The organism is Chitinophaga sp. W3I9 (assembly GCF_050434025.1).
Lineage (GTDB): Bacteria > Bacteroidota > Bacteroidia > Chitinophagales > Chitinophagaceae > Chitinophaga.
Window position 1 is genome coordinate 231,672 of sequence record NZ_JBNPWC010000001.1, and the last position, 21,649, is coordinate 253,320.

A 21,649-nucleotide genomic window follows, 5' to 3' on the forward strand; every position below is an offset into this window, starting at 1 on the left:
ATGACTTATAGCAAATGCTTATTGAATATATCTTTTTTCAGCGATCTTACGGGCAAGGTCTACAGAGGATGCTCCCTTATCTTTAGCCATTTGCCAGTATTCCACTGCTTTGGTAACTTCTTTCAGATTAAACAGGATATCACCGTAATGCTCCAGCACGTTCGGGTTTTTCTGTGCTTCGGGGTATTGCAAAGCTTTCTCGATCCACTCTTTTGCTTCTGCAAATTTTTCCTGGCGGAAAAGGATCCAGGCGTAGGTGTCCATGTAGGTTGGACTTTCCGGTTCCAGTTCCAGTGATTGTTTCGACATTTCTGCTGCCCTTTCGAGGTTCTCTCCTCTTAACGAAAGATAGTAGCTATAATTGTTCATGATCAGCGCATCTTTCGGACGGAGCAGTAAGGCGCGTTCGTAGCTGCTGTCCGACTGCCGGTGCTGCCCGGTAGCATGGTAGGAATCGCCGAGCAGGGAGTAAATATCTCCCAGGAATTTCTTCTCCCCGTTACCTATATCCAATGCGGTATTCAACGAATTGATCGCAGCGGGATACTGTTGCAGCAGGAAGCTGGCTACTCCTTTAAAGTAGTAGCCCATAAATTCTTTCGGAAACTTACCGGTTACACTGTTGCTGAGTGCCAGCAAGGCGGTGGGATCATCCTTGCGGGAATAGATCCACATCAGCTGATACCACACTGAAAAACGGCTGTCATCCAGACTCAGGGCTTTTTTATAGCTTGCCTCCGCACTGTCCAGCATGTCGGCCTGTGAAAACATATCACCGCGGAGCGCATATGCTTTGGCATCCGCCGGGTGCGCTTTAATGATGAGGGAAGTGAGGTGCAATCCTTCTTCCAGCTTGGTGGTATCCGTGTTCATCATTTGCAGGTACGGATATACGTAAGCTACTTTTTCATCGATGCTGTAACCCGGATTGGCAAATGCCTTGGTAAGATTGTTCCAATAAGTAACGGTGTCGTTATTTTTCTTCGCGTAAGAAGCCAGTGCTATCAGGGCTCTTGGATTATCAGGATCTTTAGAGAGAATGGTATGATACACTTCCGCGGCTTCCGGCACACGGTCGTTAGCATCGTATATTTCTGCCAGCAGGTAATAATACCTGATTTCCTCTGGCTCCTGATTAATCAACTTCTTTATTTCTGTGGCTGCATCATCCACCATGCTCATTTTCAGCAGCAGCTTCTGTTTCTGGTAAATGAGTTCTTCCACTATGCCCACCTTCTTTTCCAGCTCATTAAATGCAGCCAGTGCAGAGGCGGGCTTATTGGCTTTTGCCAGTAAAATTCCTTTGTTATAAAGATAATCTTCGTTATCAGGGTATCTGCTGGTAAGGCCCTCAAAAACATAGGCCGCGCTGTCAAATTTTTCATTCACCGCGTAAGCGTCCGCGAGGGTTACCTGGAACCAATGGTTCTGCGGGTCCAGCGCCGCAGCGCGACGGGCAAAGATGAGCGCATTACCGGCGTTTTGTACTTCTATAAAAAGACGGGCTAATTCATAATTAACGGTGGGATTATTTTTATTCAGCCGCAGATAGTCGGCATACTGGGTAATAGCCGTACGGTAGTCACCCAGCATTTTAGAGCGCTGGGCGGCAAAAAAGAGGCTATCAGCCCGCTGTGACAGCACAGCGGCGTTATTAACGGAGGTGTCTTTACGTGATGCTGATGATTTGGCACCACCACAGGCTCCCATTAATAAAATACCAGCCAGCCCTATAACGGTGAAGTATATCCGCATTTATCAGGATTTACCGGTATGTCCAAATCCTCCCACACCTCTAACGGTTTCTGTCAGCACGGTTACCGGTTCAATGACCGCCTGAACAAAGGGAGCAATGATCATCTGAGCAATACGGTCGCCGGGTTGTATGGTTTGCGGTTCGTTGGATAAGTTGATCATTATAATTTTAATCTCTCCCCGGTAATCTGCATCTATCGTGCCAGGCGTATTCAGGAGCGTAAGTCCCTGTTTAATGGCTAAACCGCTACGGGGGCGGATTTGCGCTTCATATCCGGTCGGCAGTTCCATGAATAAACCAGTAGGGATCAGCATCCTTTCCAGCGACTGCAAGGTAACTGCTGTTTCCAAATGTGCGCGGAGGTCCATTCCTGCCGCATCTGCCGTTGCATAAGCTGGTAATTCATTACCCGACTTATTGATTATTTTCACAATGATATCCGCCATTGAACAAAGATATTTTAAAATAATTATGAATGAAGAATTACTGGGTGATATGCTCCAGCAGTACTACCGCATGGGCTGTGACCCCTTCTTCACGACCAACAAAGCCCAGTTTTTCCGTAGTAGTTGCCTTTACAGACACGTCCTCTGTACTCACATGCAGGATTTTGGCAATCACGGCCTGCATTTCCGGCACGTATGCCTTTATTTTAGGCGCCTGCAAACACAGGGTACTGTCTACGTTAACCACCTGGTATCCCTTTTCCCCGATCAGCTGCGCGCAGCGTGCTAATAATATTTTACTGTCGATATTCTTGTAAGTGTTATCGGTATCCGGGAAATGCACCCCGATATCTCCCAGGGAAAGCGCTCCCAGCATGGCATCACAAATAGCATGTAACAATACATCGGCATCGCTGTGCCCCAGCGCTCCTTTATGATGTGGTACCAGTACGCCTCCAAGCCAGAATTCACGTCCTTCTGTCAGCTGATGGAAATCTACTCCCAATCCTATACGTATCCTACTCATATTTGTAATAATTTAATCATTTTGCCAATCCGCAAGGTAAGTCAATAAATATAAAAATCCCCCCGTTTTGCGGAGGGATTAAAGCGGATAATTATTTTATATCATTAAACGACTAAATATGTGTTACCATCCTGTCCGGCTTTCCTCATCTCTTGGCCCAAGGTCGAATGTGAGCGTGAAGCGCAGTGTGTTGGAAAGCGGGTTACGTTGTATTCCTGATCCTGAAGGAACCAGGTAAGAAAAATTAAGGCCGAAGATATCGTACTTAACACCAATACCTGCCGTAAAATATTTGCGGTTTCCTTTGTTCTTGTTTTCGTTGAAATAGCCTGCCCTTACTGCAAACTGCTGGTTGTACCAGTACTCCATACCAATAGAATACATCAGTTCCTGCATTTCTTCCTTGATGGGGGCATCGCCAAAGGAACTGAATATTCCCTCGAGTGTACCTTTCTCTTTATATAGTCCGGCAGAATCCGGGGTAGGCACCAGTAATTTATTGATATCCAAGGCAAAGGTCAGCTGATTCGCTTCGTCCAGTGCCACCGTATAGGCGGTACCGATACCCAGGTTAGTGGGCAGGAAGTCTTTATTGGCGGCAGAACTGGTGTAGGAAATCTTGGTACCTATGTTCGTAATGGCCATACCAATGTTCAACCTGTTCACCAGGCCGTCATCTTTCTCAAAATCTTTGGTATAAAATCCTGATAAATCGGCTGCAAAGGCTTTACCCGGCTTAATGCTAACGCTACCGTTGCTTTGTCCGCCGGCCAGGTTGGAGTAAATATAACGGGCGGTTAAGCCAATACCAAAATGATCCGACAGCTTACGGGCATAACCTGCATCCAGTGCAAATTCACGCGGGCGAAAATCACCGGTAGGCGTACCGGTAACATCCGTAAAATTGATTGTTCCAAGAGAAAAATATCTTAAGGAACCGGAAATGGCCTGTTGTTCGTCCAGCTTGGTATAGCCGGATACGGTAGCCAGGAAAACGTCGTTTACCAGTTCTTTTAACCAGGGGGTATAAGTTACTGCCAAACCGCCATTTTTTTCCGCAAATGGAAGTTTGGAGAGATTGTTATAAATAGAAGATGCATCCGGCGATATTGCCACTCCCACGTCGCCCATGGCTCCACTGCGTGCATCCGGTGTAATTCTCAGAAAAGGAACCGCGGTATTGATGGTGTTGGTACGACCATCTGTTTGCCCGGGATTAGGAATTTGAGCTGAGGTTTGTAAACTTATGAAAGTACCGTAAATGAACACAAGGCCCATTGTTACCTTTCGGATCATGCAGATTTTGTATTTGATAAGGATGTAAAAATAATCTTATTTATTAATATAACATAGAAAGGGGTTTATTTGGGATAATGGTAAAAATTATTTTCCTGCATAGGCTATAATAACACCAGCTTACCACCCTTTATCTTCATTCCCGTGGAAGTCTTGATTGTTATCCTGTACACGTACAATCCTGAGGACAGTTTTGCTCCCGAATCATTTCGACCATCCCAGGGCATGCCCTCAAAACGGCCTGCTGTGGAAATTATTGTGCTACGCATAGTTTTTACCAGTTTTCCTCCTAACGTAAACACCTGTAACGTGAGTTCAAGCTCTTCTCCCTGCCGGTTGTGTAAAAAAGAAAACCGTGTTACATCATGAAAAGGATTCGGAAAGTTCCTCACTTCATCTACAGTCAGTACTCCCTGGTCTGCTACTTTGAAATAAATGGTGGTAGCAGCACCATTGTTCCGGGAATCCCATGCTTTGATTGTAATCCGGTGTTCTCCTGTTAACAATCCCTTTAACGGGAAAAGTACGTTACCCTTTTTATAGCTATCCAAAGATGCCCCAAAATAATCATTTAACACAATATATTCTGTACTATCCAGAATTGCGGTCAGCAGGTAAAGTTCGTTATTCCCTGAAATATTAATGCCGCTGCTGTCTGCCAGGTCCACTATCAATAAAGGATCAGGGCCTGTAATATCTCCACTCCGGAAACTGCGGCTATCGAGCCAGGCATTTATCGTTGGACCGCTGACATCAGCTACTGGCGGAACCACCTGGCCACCGGTGGTGAAATTATCAAAATAACCATTGCCATCCTGCTGGTCGTTGCTGGTATAATAACTGATTTTCCCTCTGCCGTCGCCTTCCCTGATATCTCCGGGGGCCACAAATGTAAAAGAAAATCTGCCACCATTTACTGTTTGTGTACCCTGGAACAACAGATTGCGCTGCAATTTATAACCCGCCACCTGGCTGCCGGCATCGTTGCCACGGGTTTTCAACAGGGCCGGCTGGTCATACACCGTTGTATACATAATGCCATTATAAGCCGGTACCGGGTTGCCCTGCGCATCTTCTATATGGCCTTTTACCGTATACAGGCCGAGTCCTTTCACCGTGTCGGGTTGTCCCGTAGCAGCCCTGCCGTTAATGGAATCAGTGATCACCCGGTAAGCTGGAAATGCCAGGGAAAGCGCCGGATCGCCCAGTAACTGGAACTTCCGGTTATTCACCGCATCGCCGGAACTGCTGTAGGTAAGGTTCTTGGCCAGCATGGCAGCGGCGCCCAACGCAGGCATACGCCCATCTGCCAGTGGTGTGAAGGCCACTTTTAAATAATTAGCGTTCATCAACTGGTTGGAAGCAGAAAAAACCGCGCGGGTGGTGGTCATCAGCGCAATGGCGCCGCCGGTATGCTGCAGTAATATCTTATGTCCCAATGACGTGATACCCGGATCATCATACGGCGCAAAATCGCAGGTAGCGGTAATAAACAGCGGTAACTTATTCTCATTATGCCAGTCGGCTATACTACCTGCATCCATGATGTTTTCTGCGGCCAGACGGGAGTTACTGCCATGACCGGTATAGTTCAACACCAGCGTTCCTTTATTGATCTTTAAGGCAATAGCCTTGTTTACCTCCGGGTACACCGGGCCAGAACTGCCTGTTTCCTGCGGATAAGCGTCTGCATAGATCTTATCTGTATTCAGCAGTTTCGCGTCGCCGGAAAGGATGGTCCCCATTTTTTCCGCGTCATCGAAATGAAGGTTATCGTCTTCATCATCGGCCAGTAAAGTTACCTGGTTACGCCAGGCGCCAAACGCTTCCGGCTGCCGGTAGCGCAGGATCTTATCCACCGCCAGGCGGGCTTCCGCTTCGTTGCGCGCAGGAATACGGCCAATGCCGATATCCAGCAGATCCGGTTTAGCCGTTCCCGTGATATCCCCTTCATCTTTCAGTATCCCAAAGTAATCGTCGGATACATACGACCGGATGGCATCGAGCGAGGCTTCGCTTTGCCAGGAAGGGATATCGTTCGTATTATTTTTTATGCGTTGCCGGTAATCATAGGAGGCGGCGCCGAACAACAACAGGTAACGGGGTGCGGGTCCGCGGTCGTAAAACATTTTTACATAGTCCCTCACCGCGGTGGGATCGGGTGTTCCGGAGGCAAACTCCTGGTATACCTGGTCGATGATGGCTACCTGCACCGACAGCTGATCGGCGGCCCTGTGCATGGTTGCCAGCCGCTCCGCCTGCGGCAGGAGCGCGCGTGTGGTGATAATGAGCATGTCTGCCGGCCCTTGGCCATGCAGATCCTGATTGGGCACCGTTCCTGCGAAATCAGGCTTCCCGGCGGCAGCGGCGCGGAAAGCAATGTATTCATGCAACTGGTCGTTTTTACCCGTAAACAGCAGGGAATCCCCTTGCAGGGTTGTTTTCATCACCACCGGGTTCAACGGGTCCGTAACATCCCAGATATACGTTTGCGTGTTGGCGTTATGTACCGCGAACCGGCTGGGTTGCCCGCTGCCGGCATAACGGGTACTGCGAAAATCCAGCATACCGGTAGCTGGTATCACCGGCTTACAGCGGGCCTGCACTTCCAGGTAATCCAGCCAGCCTTTATCGTTGATATTTCCCGGCAAAAATTCCACGCCTATTTCCAGTTCCGGCTGACCGGCATCTGCCCCGCCTGTTGCGGCAGCGGCAGTAGCTACCCCTTCAAAAATATTACCTGTTACCGGCAGCAGGTACATATTGGTTACAGCCGGCAATTTATTTATGGTGGCATTGAAGTTGCTCCCAACGCTGCTTCGTGCAGATGCCCGCATGCTTACCCATACTTTTCCTTCTCCGGGGGAAGGCAGGTTAAACCGGTAGCTGCGCGTTAAGCCCACTACCTTACTAAACTCCTGCCCCCACCACTGTTTGCCGCTATTGAGGAAATTTAGGCTGTCTCTTTCATAAAAGTCGTGATAATCAAAGGTATATTCAGGCGTGGCTCCCGCCGGCTCATCCCCTGCGGCGACCCGGAGCCCTGTTCCGCCCGTGGTGATATAATACCAGGCGGTATCCGCATACAGGTTCCGCTGATGGGTAAAGGTTTTAGTGCTGCTGTTATACAGCCAGCGATGTGGTCCGGGGGCGTAAAAAAGGGCATAGTCGCTGCCATTGAGCATGCCGTCCCCGCCGTCTTCCACGTGCAGGGCCACTTCCGGCAGATCGTCGTACCGCGGGGCCGGATTGGGTTCGGCCAGCATCTGCCCTCCGGTTCCAAAAAGCCGCAACCCGGCAGATGACAACCCGGTGATCCCCATACTCTGGAGAAAGGTTACATCTATTTTATAGATACCGGGGGCGCTGATACCTATCTTGTACCAGTTGCCTGAGGCCAGTACAGAATTTTTTTTATACTGCCGAAGGCTGCTTTGGGCATATATTTCCCGTTTCCCTAAAAAAGAAAGCAGGAAAAGACCTATAAAAATATAATTGAGTTTCATTACCTTAATCGCAGTTTTTCGGCCGGTTGATGTAGAAAGACCCTTATCAGCGGGAACGATTGGCAGCAAATTACAAATTAATTTTTTTCGCCATAAAATAAAAAAGAGTACATTTGCGTTTACTGTAAATATACTAGACTAAAGCTGTATCGCATGCGTAGATTAACCTCTTTATCATTGCTCGTAGGTACCAGCGTAATGCTATCCATGAGTGCCTGTCATAAAGACGGCGGGGGACTTTTCGGTAAGAAGAAGGAATCTTCTTCCGCTACGGGCTGGAACTATAACGACCAGAAAATGGGCGGTTTCAGCGTAGCAAAAAACGTGAACCAGCAAACTGGTCCGGGCCTTGTTTTTGTACAGGGTGGTACTTTCGCCATGGGAGCTACGGAACAGGATGTAATGGGCGACTGGAATAATATTCCGCGCCGTATTACTGTTTCCTCCTTCTATATCGATGAATCTGAAGTAGCCAACGTACATTACCGCGAATATCTCTATTGGCTGAACCGCGTATACGGGGAATCATTCCCGGACGTATACCGCAACGCAATGCCGGACACCCTGGTATGGCGTAGTGAGCTGGCCTACAATGAGCCACTGGTAGAATATTATTTCCGTCACCCGGCTTACAACGACTATCCCGTAGTAGGTGTTACCTGGAAACAGGCAACCGACTATTGTAAATGGCGTTCCAACCGTGTAAACGAGAAACTGCTGATGGACAAAGGTCTCCTCTCCAAAGCGGATGTAGGCAACCAGTCAGACGACAACACCTTTGACACCAAGTCTTACACCGCCGGTTTATACGAAGGTACACCCGGTAAAATGTCGAAGGGTACGAAAGACCAGTTCAAAAATTCCGATGGTACGCCCCGCAATGCTGCCTTTGAAGATGGTATCATGTTACCCAACTACCGTCTTCCAACAGAAGCAGAATGGGAATACGCCGCACTGGGTTATATAGGTCAGAACCCCGGTCCTTCCAAAAAAGAAGGCAAACACGGGGAAGAGCTGATCATGAACAAACAGGTTTACTCCTGGGGAACCAATACCAGCGGCTTACGTGATATCCGCCGCGGTACCATGCAGGGTCAGTTCCTGGCCAACTTCAAGCGTGGTTCTGGTGATAACATGGGTGTGGCCGGCGGCTTGAACGACCGTGCTTCCATCCCTGGTCCTATCCGCTCCTTCTACCCTAACACATTCGGCATCTATAACATGTCCGGTAACGTAGCAGAATGGGTACTGGACGTATACAGACCACTGAACCCGATCGATGGGGAAGACTTCAACTACTTCCGTGGTAATAAATTCCAGACTGTTTACCAGAACGAAAATAAAGAGTTCGAAAAAGACAGTCTTGGTCACCTGAAAATGCGTGATGTAACTGATGAAGAAAGTGCCAACCGCCTTAACTACCAGAAGGGTGATGTAATCAACTACCTTGATGGTGACTCCCTTTCACAGGTGGAATATGGTTATGGTGTCACTACCCTGATCAATGATAAATCACACGTGATTAAAGGTGGTAGCTGGAACGACCGTGCTTACTGGCTTTCACCAGGTACACGCCGTTACATGCAGGAAGATATGGCCACTAACACCGTTGGCTTCCGTTGCGCAATGGACCGTGTAGGTAGCCCTGAAGGCAACAAGTTCAAAACAGGTAACCTGTTCAAGAAACAACGCCAGAAACGATAGATGCGGAGGTTGTCTTTCTCAGGATTACACTGATTTTACTGATTACCCGGATTTTTACTTTTTGATTTATAAATGATTAAGGGAGATATAAGCGGATATTCGCTTTTATCTCCCTTAATTTTTATCCATAAAATCTTAACAAATCCAAAAAGTAAAAATCCGCGTAATCAGTAAAATCAGTGTAATCAGCGGGAAAGACAACCTCCGCTTACTTCCACAATTCCAGGATTTCCTCTGTATGGTTCTTTGTGTCAGGCTTTTTGATGATGTGCGCAATCACACCCTCTTCATCAATGAGGAAAGTAGTACGGTGAATACCGTCATATGTTTTGCCCATCATTTGTTTTTCGCCATACACACCATACTGGTGTACGATCTTTTTATCTTCATCTGCCAGTAAAGTAAAAGGCAGTTCATATTTTTCAATAAATTTCTGGTGACTCTGTTCGCTGTCGGTGCTTACACCTACAACAGCATATCCCTTTTTCAGCAGGGTACTATAGTTGTCGCGCAGGTTACAGGCCTGGGCCGTACATCCAGGAGTCATATCTTTCGGATAAAAATACAGCACTACCCGTTTGCCTTTAAAATCGGTGAGGGATACGGTTTTGCCATGCTGATCTTTTCCTTTGAAAACGGGCGCTTTATCGCCTTCTTTTAAGTTTCCCATATTTACGGTTTTAGCTGTTTGAAATGATATTTTAACGTTTGAATGATAATCTGTAGCTGCCTTCATTTCCGGCTACATCGGTTACCTTCAGTACCAGGATATGCGATCCCGGCTCACAATGTTCATCAAACGTATAGGTAAGTACGTTACTTCTCCGCGACAACAACAACCATTTGCCATCCAGTTCTGCACGGTAGCTTTTAATACCGCTGGCATCATTCATAGCAAAAGATACTTTGGCAGCTTTTGAAAGAACAGCGCCCGGCTTCACGCCCAGCGGGGTTACCTTTGGCGCCACGGTATCTACTTCCAGGTGGAAGTTGCCAAAGTCGCGGAAAGTGCCTTTATACCAGCCGTTTTCCAGGGTGGTGGCGGAAGTGCTGCTGCCCTGTCCTTCTCTCACCATCACTATTTTCGATTGCAGGTTTTCCGGAACATTACGGGTGGCGCGAAGGCGTACATCAAAGAAGTCGTGCACAGGCACCAGCGCATTGTGCAGGTGGTATACATTGGAATATGCTTTGGTGCTTACAGACGCTGTTTCCAGGTAATTGAAACATACCTGGTCGTAGAGCGCTGTCTCATCCAGGTAAAATTCCACCTGGTTATTTTCAAAGATATTACGTGAATCGGGGTACATGGTGTTGGCGCATGCTTTCTGTGCATCGTCTGTACCTGACTGCTGCAGGGCCAGTTTCACCGTAGAAGTATTGCCGTAGGCATCCTTTACCAGCAGCTTTACATTATGTACAGCGCCGTCCGACAGGTGAATGGTACCATCACCTTTCAGGTCGTGGTAAATATCCAGTTTATTTCCGGGCAGGGAAAACACCAGCTGGTAGTAGGGTCCGCCGCCTTTCTTTGTTTTATAATCGATGTGTGCGTTCAGGTAACGGGTTTCCTCATACCCGATGTTATCCAGCTGGAAATCGATATCTGGTTCATTATTCTGGAACAGGGTCACTTCATAAATGCCATAGATATTACCGGTATTCATCCGGTCGATGGCGCTTAGGCCAATGCCCGCCTGCGCTGCATTAATTTTAACAACCGGCTGGGTGGTTACATATTCGCCGCCCACTTTCTTCACTGGTATTATGAGTGGCTTTTGCTCGTAAATACTTTTCTCCCGGTCGTATATCGCCAGGCGGTATACATCCGGGGCTTTGGTATCTGCGATATCGAAACCAAAGAGCAAGGGGTTCAGTGGTTTTTCTGTTGTTGTGTTCCTGATTTCAAAGTGCAGGTGCGGGCCTGCAGATCCGCCTGTATTACCGCTCCAGGCTACAAAGTCGCCCTTTTTTACGGGGAACATGCCGGCGGGAATGGCAAGGTCGCTGGCCCAGCTTTCCGCCTGGTATTGCTGCTTTTTCACATATTGCTGCAGGGCAGGAAAAAAGGCGTTGAGATGGGCGTATACTGTCGTATAGCCGTTAGGGTGAGTAATATAAAGTACGTTCCCGAAGCCGGTATGTGATACGCCGATGCGGCTTACATAGCCATCCGCAGCTGCGTGTACCGGCAGATTTTCCTTTTGCTGGGTTTTAATATCCATCCCCGAATGGAAGTGGTTGGGCCGCAGCTCCCCGAAGTTACCGGCCAGTATGATCGGAATATTTAATGGATTCCTGAAATAGCCTTGCGGATAGTCCTTTACCGGGATGGATTGCGCCTGTAACAGTTGCGGAAGCAAACAAAGTAGACCGATGACTCTCTTCATAATATGCAAATGTAGGGAAAAGCGGATTTATGCGGATTTTGTCTTTTTCGCTGATTACACTGATTATGCTGATTACTTTGATTTTGCTTTTTTGTGTTTTGCTTTTGTGTTTTGAGAGATGGGAACAGGTTCATGCCAGTGGCTGGCAATTCCATTTTCGTATGCCCGTATACGTGTTAAACACAGCCGTTTAAAAGCCCGAAATTCAATAGTAGTATATCCGTTATTCATCTGCCCAAAAATTAAAAACAACATCAAAATAATCAGCATAATCAGTGTAATCAGCGAAAAAGACAAAATCCGCGTAAATCCGCTTTTTTAAGTACATTAGTTCCCGCAAAACGTGCAAGCATACATGTCTATCCAGGTATCAGAACTCAGTAAAGTATACGGCGAACAACGGGCGGTGGATGCTATTTCCTTCGAGCTAAAAAAGGGAGAGATCACTGGTTTCCTGGGGCCAAACGGCGCGGGGAAATCCACTACCATGAAGATGATCACCGGTTTCTTACCGCCTACCAGCGGGAAGGCCAGTGTATGCGGGTTTGATATTGTGTCGCAATCGCTGGAGGTACGGAAAAGGGTAGGATATCTGCCCGAGTCCAATCCCCTGTATTATGATATGTATATCCGGGAGTTCCTGGAATTTGTGGCGGGCATCCATCAATTGGGAAAGGCAGGCGCACAGCGGATTACATCCGTAATTGAGCTAACGGGGCTTCAACCGGAGCGGCACAAAAAGATCGGCGCATTGTCTAATGGTTATAAACAACGGGTTGGACTGGCACAGGCCCTGCTGCATGATCCGGAAGTACTGATCCTGGATGAGCCCACTACCGGGCTGGACCCCAATCAGCTGGCGGATATCCGGCGGTTGATCAGGGAACTGGGGGCCAATAAAACGGTGATCCTTTCCACGCATATTATGCAGGAAGTAGAGGCGCTCTGCGACCGGGTAATCATCATTAACAAAGGAAAAATCATCGCCGACGATAAATTATCGTTAATCCAGCAAAACAACACCGGGAATGGTTATTTACAGGTTACCTTTGCGGAGCCGGTAAGCGAAGCCGAATTACTGGCAATCACCGGCATAAGCCGTGTGGTGGCCCGGGAAGACCATAGCTGGCAGTTATTTACCAGTCAGGTAGATGAAGTGCGAAAAAACCTCTTACAATTTGCTTTGATTAATAACAGGAACATACTTTCTTTGCAGAGCAATTCACAGAGCCTGGAAACAATTTTCCGGGAACTGACAAAAGCCTCCGGCAACTAACTGTAGCCTTTAGCAACCCGGGAGTGGTGAAGGGACTAACAGCCGCAGCTAACGCCAGATGCTAAATAAATAGCTAACAATAATAACTTTTCGAATTATGAGTATCATTTCAGAAATCCATGCCAGGCAGATCCTCGACAGCCGTGGTAATCCTACAATTGAGGTTGATGTAACCACAGAAGACGGACATTTTGGCCGCGCAGCAGTTCCATCCGGTGCTTCTACCGGTAAACACGAAGCAGTAGAACTGCGTGATAATGATAAGGCTGTTTACATGGGCAAAGGCGTACTGCAGGCCGTAAGTAATGTAAACGATATCATCGCTGAAGAACTGATTGGCTGGGAAGTAACGGACCAGGCCGGTATTGATAAGATGCTGATTCAATTGGATGGTACTCCTAATAAAGCTAAACTGGGCGCTAACGCTACCCTGGCAGTGAGCATGGCGGTAGCCAAAGCTGCTGCTGAAGAAAGCAACCAGCCACTGTACCGCTACCTCGGCGGTGTAAACGCTTTCACCCTCCCAATTCCTTTAATGAACATCATCAATGGTGGTGCGCATGCGGATAATAAAATCGACTTCCAGGAATTCATGATCGTACCAGTAGGTGCTCCTTCTTTCTCTGAAGGCCTGCGCTGGGGCGTGGAAATTTTCCACCACCTGAAATCCGTACTGAAAAAGAAAGGATACAGCACCAATGTAGGTGACGAAGGCGGCTTTGCTCCTGAAATCCAGAGCAATGAAGAAGCTATCGAAACTGTACTGGAAGCCATCAAAGCAGCCGGCTACGAACCAGGTACCCAGGTAGCTATTGCCCTGGATGCCGCCAGCAGCGAAATGTATGACGACGCTACCAAGAGCTACAAATTCTACAAAAGCTCCCAGAAAGTAATCAGCAGCGACGAAATGGTAGCTTACTGGACTGAATGGGTAAATAAATATCCGATCGTTTCCATCGAAGATGGGATGGCAGAAGATGACTGGGATGGCTGGAAAAAACTGACCGAATCAGTAGGCAACCGCGTACAGCTGGTAGGCGACGACTTGTTCGTAACCAACGTACTCCGCCTGAAAGAAGGTATCGATAAAGGTATCGCCAACAGCATCCTCGTAAAAGTAAACCAGATCGGTACCGTAACAGAAACCATCGATGCAGTGAACATGGCGCACAAAGCCGGTTACACTTCCATCATGAGCCACCGTTCCGGCGAAACAGAAGATACTACCATCGCTGATCTCGCTGTAGCACTGAACTGCGGTCAGATCAAAACCGGTTCCGCTTCCCGTACCGACCGTATGGCGAAATACAACCAGTTACTCCGTATTGAAGAAGCACTGGGCGAAGTAGTGATCTATCCTACCAACTCTATCAGTGTTAAAAAATAATCCTTCGGGAAAAAACTTTTGGATCTCGGATATCCGGCAACATCACCGCCGGATATCTGAAATCCAAAAATGATTTGTAAATTGCTGTATGTCCGGATTAAAATTTATAAAAGTGCCAAAGGTCCTGAAGAATAAGTTCTTCATAGCTTTTGCTGCCTTTGTAATCTGGATCGCCTTCCTGGACAAAACCAACCTCATGTACCAATACCAGTTTCAGTCAGAGGTAAACAAACTCGAAAACCAGAAGGAATTCTTTATCCAGCAAATCAAACAAACCCGCGAAGAACAACAGGAACTGCTTTCCAGCCCCGAAAAACTGGAAAAATTTGCCCGCGAAAAATACTATATGAAAAAAGATAATGAAGACCTGTTCATTATCACCCCTGCACCCGCCCAATAACTCCGCCTCCTTTCCCCTTGTGCATCTTAAAAATTTATCTTAAATTAACAATAGATTCCGGGCAAAATCCGTTATAAAAGAGAACCTATTATTAGTATTAAAATAATAATGCATGAGTAATTTTACACTTTCTGTACTTTCAACCCTGTGTCTTGTTACCAAAAGCGATATAAAACATCACCAGGAGGATCTTTCTTTAACCCGGGAAGAGCAAGCCAGCTTTGACAACACCAAAGCAGCCCTGAACACCGTACGTTATGCGCCAAGAGTAGCCACCCTCCAGTTGATTTTCGACTACGCCGCCAATAAACAAAAAGCGGAAGAACAGTAACAGCGACCATACTTTTTTCATTTTTCCTATCTTTATGGCATGACTCAAAAAGAGCGTTATGCATTTGTTCTCAAATACTTTGAGGAACATGCTCCCAATGCCGAAACGGAACTCATCTACGACAATCCATACCAACTGCTGGTAGCCGTTATCCTGTCTGCACAATGCACCGATAAAAGGGTGAACATGACCACCCCTGCTATCTTTGCGCAGTACCCGGACGTATATGCCCTCAGCACAGCCACCTTCGACGACCTGTTTCCCCTCATCCGGAGCATCAGCTATCCCAATAATAAAACCAAACACCTTATCGGGATGGCACAAATGGTGGTGGAAGACTTTAACGGCGAAATACCCGCTACCGTACCAGAACTGATAAAACTGCCCGGCGTAGGCCGCAAAACAGCCAATGTAATCACCTCCGTAGTACATCAGCAACCCAACATGGCCGTAGATACCCACGTATTCAGGGTGTCTGCCAGGATAGGACTCACCACCAACGCCAAAACACCGCTGCAAACTGAACTGCAGCTGCTGAAAAATATTCCGAAAGAAAAAGTACACATCGCCCATCACTGGCTCATTTTGCATGGCCGCTATATCTGCGTGGCCCGGAGCCCGAAGTGCGGCGAATGCGGACTAAGGCCCGCCTGTAAATATTATGCAAAACTTGTAAAGGCAAGCTGATATGCGCCCATTCCTCACCGCCGACTGGAAAAACCTGCTGATGATCAACTTTGAAGCAGATCCCGCCGTACTCAAGGCGTATGTACCGGCGCATACAGAACTCGATACCTGGAACAATACCACTTACATAAGCCTCGTTGGCTTTCTTTTCCAGGACACACGGGTGAAAGGATTCTCTTTTCCCGGTCACCGCACTTTTGAAGAGGTAAACCTCCGCTTTTACGTACGATACAAACAGGCCGGTGAATGGAAACGTGGAGTTGTGTTTATAAAGGAACTGGTACCCAAAGCACTCATCACCTTTGTGGCCAACACCCTGTACGGGGAGAAGTATGCCACCCATATCATGACCCACTCCTGGGAAAATCCCGATGAGGCCACCCTGAAAGTAGCTTACCGCTGGAAAGTGAAAAACGAATGGAATCATTTGTCGGCTACCGCCACGCAAGCGCGTCAGCCGATCATTGCCGGCAGTGAAGAACAATTTATTACAGACCATTACTGGGGCTATACCCGCCTTGATCACCAAATCACCGGTGAATACCAGGTAACGCATCCGCAATGGGACATTCACCCGGTCACCGGATTTGATTATCATTGCAGTACCCGGCTATTATACGGCGCCGCGTTTGAAAACATGCTGCAGCAAACACCCACAAGTGCTTTACTCGCCGCCGGCTCCGGCATTACGGTAATGCCCGGTAAAAAGATCAGGAACAGTACTTTGTGAACCGCAGAAGTTTCTGTTATCCATCAATAATTTCACGCCGCAATTATGAAATTTTATTATCTTAAGCGGTTCATCAAGATTCAATCAATAAAGCATTAGTCGCTATGAGATCCGCTGTTAGGGTACAACTATCATTTATGATGTTCCTGGAATTTTTTATCTGGGGCGCATGGTTTGTGACATTGGGCACATTCGTATTAAAAAATCTGCAGGGCGCCACCGATACCCAGGTAGGCTATGCCTTTCTTACGCAGTCCATCGGTGCAGTAATAGCGCCTTTTATTGTGGGTATTATTGCCGACCGGTTTATTTCTGCACAGGTCATCCTTGGGGTGATACACCTCGCCGGCGCGGCGCTGTTATGGACATGCTCGGGCATGACCAGCTACGACAGCTTCTACCCGGTGTTGCTCATTTATATGATCCTTTACATGCCCACCCTGGCGTTGGTTAATTCCATCTCCTTCCGGCAGATGAGTGATCCCAGTAAAGAGTTTTCTTTTATTCGTGTATTCGGCACCGTGGGCTGGATTATCGCGGGCTTACTCATCGGGTGGCTGCAGTGGGAAAAAACCAATTCGCTCGATCTTACCTTTAAAATGGCCGCAGGCGCCTCCCTCCTGTTGGGATTGTTCAGCTTCACGCTGCCTAAAACCCCGCCGGCAAAAAAAGGCACACAGATCTCTGTAAAAGAAATCCTCGGCCTTGATGCCATCCGGATGCTGAAAAACCGCTCTTACCTGCTGTTCTTCCTCGCCTCTATTGCCATCTGTATTCCGCTGGCATTTTATTATAACTTCACCAATCCATTCCTGAACGAAATAGGCATGAACGCTGCCGCCGGCAAGCAATCCATGGGTCAGATGTCGGAGTTCCTGTTCATGCTGGTAATGCCGCTGTTCTTCGCCAGGTTAGGCGTAAAGAAAATGCTGGCATTAGGTATGCTCGCCTGGGTGGTACGCTACGCATTGTTCTCCTTCGGCGACATCGACGCCAACTACTGGATGCTGATCGTTGGTATCATCTTACACGGTATCTGTTACGATTTCTTCTTTGTAACCGGGCAGATCTATACCGATAAAATTGCAGGTGAGGAATTCAAAAGCTCCGCACAGGGCTTTGTAACACTGGCTACCTATGGCGTAGGAATGTTAATTGGTTTTATCATCTCCGGCCCTATTGTAGACGCATATAAAACAGGCGCCAACAGCCACAACTGGCATACCATCTGGCTGATCCCCGCGGGTATTGCCGCAGTAGTATTAGTATTGTTTATGTTGTTTTTCAGAGATAGTAATAAGAATACGGTTGTTAAACATTAATCATCGGCAAAACGATTATTATGGCAAAAATAGCAATGCTTGGTTCAGGTTTTATTGCGCGGTTCTATGCCGACTCCCTGCAGGGACAGCGTAGCCGTGATAAAATTGTAAGTGTGTATTCCCGCCGGGAAGAAAGCGCGCAAAAGTTCGCCACAGATTACGATGTTGCTTTTCAGACCACGGAAATGGAAACTGCCATTGCCCGTCCGGAAGTAGACGTAGTTTGTGTATCTCTTCCCAATAACCTGCATGAAACAGCAGTCAACCTTTGTTGCAAGCACAAAAAAGCAGTGATCTGCACCAAACCGCTGGGACGTAATGCAGCGGAAGCGAAGCGCATGCTGGAAGCGGTAGAAAAAGCGGGCATCTTCCATGGTTACCTGGAAGACCTGGTGTACACTCCCAAATTCCTGAAAGCGCTGCAAAGCGTGAAAGAGGGTGCGCTGGGAAGGATCCTCTGGGCCAAGTCCAGGGAAACGCATCCTGGTCCCCACAGCGAATGGTTCTGGGATAAAGAACAGGCCGGCGGCGGCTGCATCCTGGACCTGGGCTGCCACTGCGTGGAAATTGGCCGCAACTTTATCGGGAAGGATATTAAGCCGGTAGAAGTGATGTGCTGGGCAGATACGCAGGTAAAACCGATTGATGCGGAAGACCATGCTATTGGCCTCGTTAAATATGAGAACGGCGCTATCGGCCAGTTTGAAGTAAGCTGGACTTTCCGCGGCGGCCTCGATCTGCGCGATGAAGTAATGGGCACGGAAGGAACCATCTGGCTCAACAGCTTCCTGCGTACCGGCTTTGATATGTTTACCACCGGCAAAGGCGCCGATTACGTAGCAGAGAAAGCCGAAAGTAATTCCGGCTGGTTGTTTCCTGTAGGCGATGAACTGAATGAACTGGGCTATAATCACATGTTCACCAATATGTTTGATGCCATGGAAGCCGGTAAGGAAGCCAATGAAACGTTTTACGACGGCTATGTGGTAAATGCTATCCTTGATGCGGCCTATAAAAGCGCTGCCACCAAACAGTGGGAACCGGTGCAACTGGAAATCTGGCGCGGACAGGAAGGAGTTACCAAAGCAAAAACCTTAACAGAATATAATGATCAGTATTACCTCGTAAAAGAAGAAATGACACATTTCGGGGCTAAAAAACTGATCCTGAAAGATAAAGTGAGCGGGCAGATCATTGAACAGGTATTGTGATCTTTATGATAGATGTGATTGTCCTGGTAGGCTATCAGGATAATCACATCCCCGCTGTTAGCTTATTTTTACAAACAAGGCTTTGCCCAGTGCATGATTTACCTCTACCTGTTTTAAGATCCCGTTTTCATATTTGAATATGTTCTTTTTCCCTTCCGGTAGTATCAGCTCATACACACCTCCACCCAGGGGTTTCACGGGCAGGAAGCGGCCCAGCGTTTCAGAAAACACACGGTTCAGCTGCCGGGGTTCAATAAAATAAAGATCAGCAACACACTCCTCTATTTCCGTATCTATGACGGATTTTTCTCCGTTCACTATGATCGTATATTCTTTACCGTTACGACGGATAATCGTTTGTTTATCTTCTCCTGATTTACCGGATACACGCGAAACCTTTGCATTGGTGAGTACATTGTTATTGTATTCATTTGCGATGTCGCTGTTGATTTTCGACAGCATGATCTGGATCCGTGTTTTTATAATGATGCTTTTAGCGCTTCCGGTGAGCTTGCGGTTAGCCTCAATAGTCCCTACTGCGTGATTGGCAATACGCACTTCGAAAGTATTGGTTTGCGCATTTACCTGCAAAAACAATACAGCTACTGTGAAAGTGATAAACAAAATCCTAAAAAGACTATTCATAATAGTTGACTTAAACTAACAATATATTTGGGGAAGTAGTAGCTGTAAGTGTTCCTCCCATCAAGGAAAATACAAAAAATCCTGTCACAACGGACAGGATTTTTTATTGTGTACTTTAAAATAATATGTAGCCGTAGTTTATGCCAGCATTTCCCTGATTTTGGTAATCAGTTCACCTTTGGTAATAGGTACGCCCATAATTTTATGATAGCCTTGTGCGTCAATAAGGAACTGATCACGGATAATTTTGATCAGCTGGCCGTTATTGATTTCAGGAATCAGCACTTTATCATAGCTGTGCAGTATTTCGCCCAGGTTTTTAGGGAAAGGACGGATATAGCGGATATGTGCATGCGCTACTTCGTGTCCTTCTGCCAGCAGGTCCAGCACGGCACTTTTAATGGCGCCATAGGTGGAGCCCCAGCCCAATACGAGGACCTTGCCTTTCTCCGGACCAAGTTCTATTTGCTGTAATGGAATATGATCTGCGATCTTATCTACTTTTTCCTGGCGGATCTTCACCATTAGCTGGTGATTTTCCGGATCGTAGCTTACGTTACCGGTGATGTTCTGTTTTTCCAGGCCGCCAATCCGGTGTTCCAGGCCAGGCGTGCCGGGTACTGCCCAGGGGCGTACCAGGTTTTCATCACGGTGGTATGGCAGGAATTGTTCCTCTCCTTCTTCCAGACCTTTCTTGAATTTTACTTCAATGGCGGGCAGGTCGGCGGCTTTAGGGAAGCGCCAGGGTTCAGAACCATTGGCGATGTAGCCATCACTGAGGAAAATAACCGGTGTCATATGTTTTACAGAGATACGGAACGCTTCAAATACCGCGTCAAAACAATCTGCCGGAGTGGATGCAGAAACTATTGGCATCGGGCACTCTCCGTTACGGCCATAATAGGCCTGTAACAGGTCGGACTGTTCCGTTTTGGTAGGCAGCCCGGTAGAGGGGCCACCGCGTTGAATATCAACGATTATCAAAGGTATTTCCAGCATTACTGCCAGTCCCATGGCTTCACCTTTCAGTGCCATACCGGGGCCGGAAGTAGTGGTTACGCCCATATGACCGCCATAGGACGCACCGATGGCGGAGGTGATACCGGCAATTTCGTCTTCTGCCTGGAAGGTACGGATACCAAAATTCTTGAAGCGGCTCAGTTCATGCAGGATATCGGAAGCTGGTGTGATCGGGTAGGTACCGAGGAACAGGGGCAGGTTTGCCTTCTGTGAGGCTGCCACCAGGCCGTAAGCCAGGGCTGTGTTACCGGTGATGCTGCGGTAGGTACCTGGTTCCATCCGGGCCTTTTCCACGCGATAGCGGGTGGTAAAGGCTTCTACGGTATCGGCAAAGTTGTAGCCGGCATGCAGTACTTTCAGGTTACTGTCCAGGATTTCCGGTTTTTTGCCGAATTTCTCTTTCAGGAACACTTCTGTATTTTCCATATTACGGTCGTACAGCCAGTACAGGAATCCCAGTACAAACATATTTTTTGCGCGGTCTTTCTCTTTCATACCCAGGGTAGTATCCTTCAGCGCTTCGCGCGTCATTTTGGTTACATCCATGGTATGCAACTGGTATGGCGCCAGGGAGCCATCTTCCAGCGGGTTTACGCCTTCCGGGTAGTTGGCCAGGCGAAGGTTCTTAGCATCAAAACCATCTGTATTGGCGAGGATAATGCCGCCTTTTTTAAGTCCTTTCAGGTTGGCCTTCAATGCTGCCGCGTTCATCACTACCAGCACATCGCAGGCATCGCCGGGGGTGAATATTCTGTTAGAAGAAAAGTGTAGCTGGAAACCGCTCACGCCGGGTAACGTACCTATTGGGGCACGGATTTCTGCCGGAAAATCCGGGAATGTGCTCAGGTCATTACCGAATAATGCGGTGTTGTTTGAAAACTGGGTACCGGTTAACTGCATCCCGTCTCCACTGTCGCCCGCAAATTTTATCACTACATCCTCCAGCTGTTGAATCGAAGTATTAGGCATCTATTTATTCTTTTAAGATATTCTTTTTAAAGATGTAAATTTAGGTA

The 21,649-nt window shown here is 47.6% G+C and carries 18 protein-coding genes; 9 read left to right on the plus strand and 9 right to left on the minus strand.

Annotated elements, in window-relative coordinates:
• Positions 1–18: 18 nt before the first annotated feature.
• From QFZ51_RS00995 to porU, 5 genes are all read right to left on the minus strand, one after another.
• Entirely contained in the window at positions 19–1,755 is a 1,737-nt protein-coding gene (locus tag QFZ51_RS00995) for a tetratricopeptide repeat protein (RefSeq protein WP_429042287.1), read from the minus strand.
• Positions 1,756–1,758: 3 nt separating this feature from the next.
• Complete coding sequence (dut, locus tag QFZ51_RS01000) at positions 1,759–2,202, minus strand: dUTP diphosphatase (protein WP_429042288.1); 444 nt, start codon at positions 2,200–2,202, stop codon at positions 1,759–1,761.
• 37 nt (positions 2,203–2,239) lie between these two features.
• Positions 2,240–2,728 (minus strand): 2-C-methyl-D-erythritol 2,4-cyclodiphosphate synthase, encoded by a 489-nt coding sequence (gene ispF, locus QFZ51_RS01005; protein WP_429042290.1) that lies wholly within the window; start codon positions 2,726–2,728, stop codon positions 2,240–2,242.
• A gap of 123 nt (positions 2,729–2,851) precedes the next feature.
• Entirely contained in the window at positions 2,852–4,024 is a 1,173-nt protein-coding gene (gene porV, locus QFZ51_RS01010; RefSeq protein ID WP_429042292.1) for a type IX secretion system outer membrane channel protein PorV, read from the minus strand.
• Between the two features lie 104 nt (positions 4,025–4,128).
• Entirely contained in the window at positions 4,129–7,530 is a 3,402-nt protein-coding gene (gene porU / locus QFZ51_RS01015; RefSeq protein ID WP_429042294.1) for a type IX secretion system sortase PorU, read from the minus strand.
• A 153-nt stretch (positions 7,531–7,683) separates the two neighbouring features.
• Between porU and QFZ51_RS01020 the strand changes: the two genes are divergently transcribed.
• Positions 7,684–9,234, plus strand: coding sequence for an SUMF1/EgtB/PvdO family nonheme iron enzyme (locus QFZ51_RS01020; protein WP_370908468.1), 1,551 nt, complete (start codon positions 7,684–7,686; stop codon positions 9,232–9,234).
• A gap of 208 nt (positions 9,235–9,442) precedes the next feature.
• On the opposite strand, the gene bcp is transcribed toward QFZ51_RS01020, so the two are convergent.
• Together bcp and QFZ51_RS01030 are read right to left on the minus strand one after the other, a co-directional pair.
• Positions 9,443–9,904 carry a thioredoxin-dependent thiol peroxidase gene (bcp, locus tag QFZ51_RS01025; protein ID WP_429042297.1) on the minus strand — a complete coding sequence of 154 codons (462 nt, stop codon included), beginning with the start codon at positions 9,902–9,904 and terminating at the stop codon, positions 9,443–9,445.
• Positions 9,905–9,935: 31 nt separating this feature from the next.
• Positions 9,936–11,624, minus strand: coding sequence for a M23 family metallopeptidase (locus QFZ51_RS01030; protein WP_429042300.1), 1,689 nt, complete (start codon positions 11,622–11,624; stop codon positions 9,936–9,938).
• A 355-nt stretch (positions 11,625–11,979) separates the two neighbouring features.
• Between QFZ51_RS01030 and gldA the strand changes: the two genes are divergently transcribed.
• From gldA to QFZ51_RS01070, 8 genes are all read left to right on the plus strand, one after another.
• Entirely contained in the window at positions 11,980–12,900 is a 921-nt protein-coding gene (gene gldA / locus QFZ51_RS01035; RefSeq protein ID WP_429042302.1) for a gliding motility-associated ABC transporter ATP-binding subunit GldA, read from the plus strand.
• 97 nt (positions 12,901–12,997) lie between these two features.
• The gene (gene eno / locus QFZ51_RS01040; protein ID WP_429042305.1) at positions 12,998–14,287 is read left to right on the plus strand and encodes a phosphopyruvate hydratase; all 1,290 of its coding nucleotides are present in this window, start codon (positions 12,998–13,000) and stop codon (positions 14,285–14,287) included.
• Between the two features lie 88 nt (positions 14,288–14,375).
• A complete protein-coding gene (locus QFZ51_RS01045; RefSeq protein ID WP_429042307.1) occupies positions 14,376–14,687 on the plus strand; it encodes an FtsB family cell division protein in 312 nt (103 codons plus the stop codon).
• A gap of 112 nt (positions 14,688–14,799) precedes the next feature.
• Positions 14,800–15,018, plus strand: coding sequence for a hypothetical protein (locus QFZ51_RS01050; RefSeq protein ID WP_429042309.1), 219 nt, complete (start codon positions 14,800–14,802; stop codon positions 15,016–15,018).
• A gap of 39 nt (positions 15,019–15,057) precedes the next feature.
• Positions 15,058–15,705: an endonuclease III gene (gene nth, locus QFZ51_RS01055; protein ID WP_429042311.1), complete on the plus strand. Its 648-nt coding sequence runs from the start codon at positions 15,058–15,060 to the stop codon at positions 15,703–15,705.
• A gap of 1 nt (position 15,706) precedes the next feature.
• Positions 15,707–16,435: a YqjF family protein gene (locus tag QFZ51_RS01060; RefSeq protein WP_429042312.1), complete on the plus strand. Its 729-nt coding sequence runs from the start codon at positions 15,707–15,709 to the stop codon at positions 16,433–16,435.
• 104 nt (positions 16,436–16,539) lie between these two features.
• Positions 16,540–17,757: a nucleoside permease gene (locus QFZ51_RS01065; protein ID WP_370908476.1), complete on the plus strand. Its 1,218-nt coding sequence runs from the start codon at positions 16,540–16,542 to the stop codon at positions 17,755–17,757.
• Between the two features lie 20 nt (positions 17,758–17,777).
• The gene (locus QFZ51_RS01070; protein ID WP_429042315.1) at positions 17,778–18,968 is read left to right on the plus strand and encodes a Gfo/Idh/MocA family protein; all 1,191 of its coding nucleotides are present in this window, start codon (positions 17,778–17,780) and stop codon (positions 18,966–18,968) included.
• Positions 18,969–19,025: 57 nt separating this feature from the next.
• Here QFZ51_RS01070 and QFZ51_RS01075 read toward each other — a convergent pair whose 3' ends face one another.
• Both QFZ51_RS01075 and QFZ51_RS01080 read right to left on the minus strand, forming a co-directional pair.
• A complete protein-coding gene (locus QFZ51_RS01075; RefSeq protein ID WP_429042317.1) occupies positions 19,026–19,613 on the minus strand; it encodes a DUF6134 family protein in 588 nt (195 codons plus the stop codon).
• A 138-nt stretch (positions 19,614–19,751) separates the two neighbouring features.
• A complete protein-coding gene (locus tag QFZ51_RS01080; RefSeq protein ID WP_370908479.1) occupies positions 19,752–21,602 on the minus strand; it encodes a 2-oxoacid:acceptor oxidoreductase subunit alpha in 1,851 nt (616 codons plus the stop codon).
• Positions 21,603–21,649 lie beyond the last annotated feature (47 nt).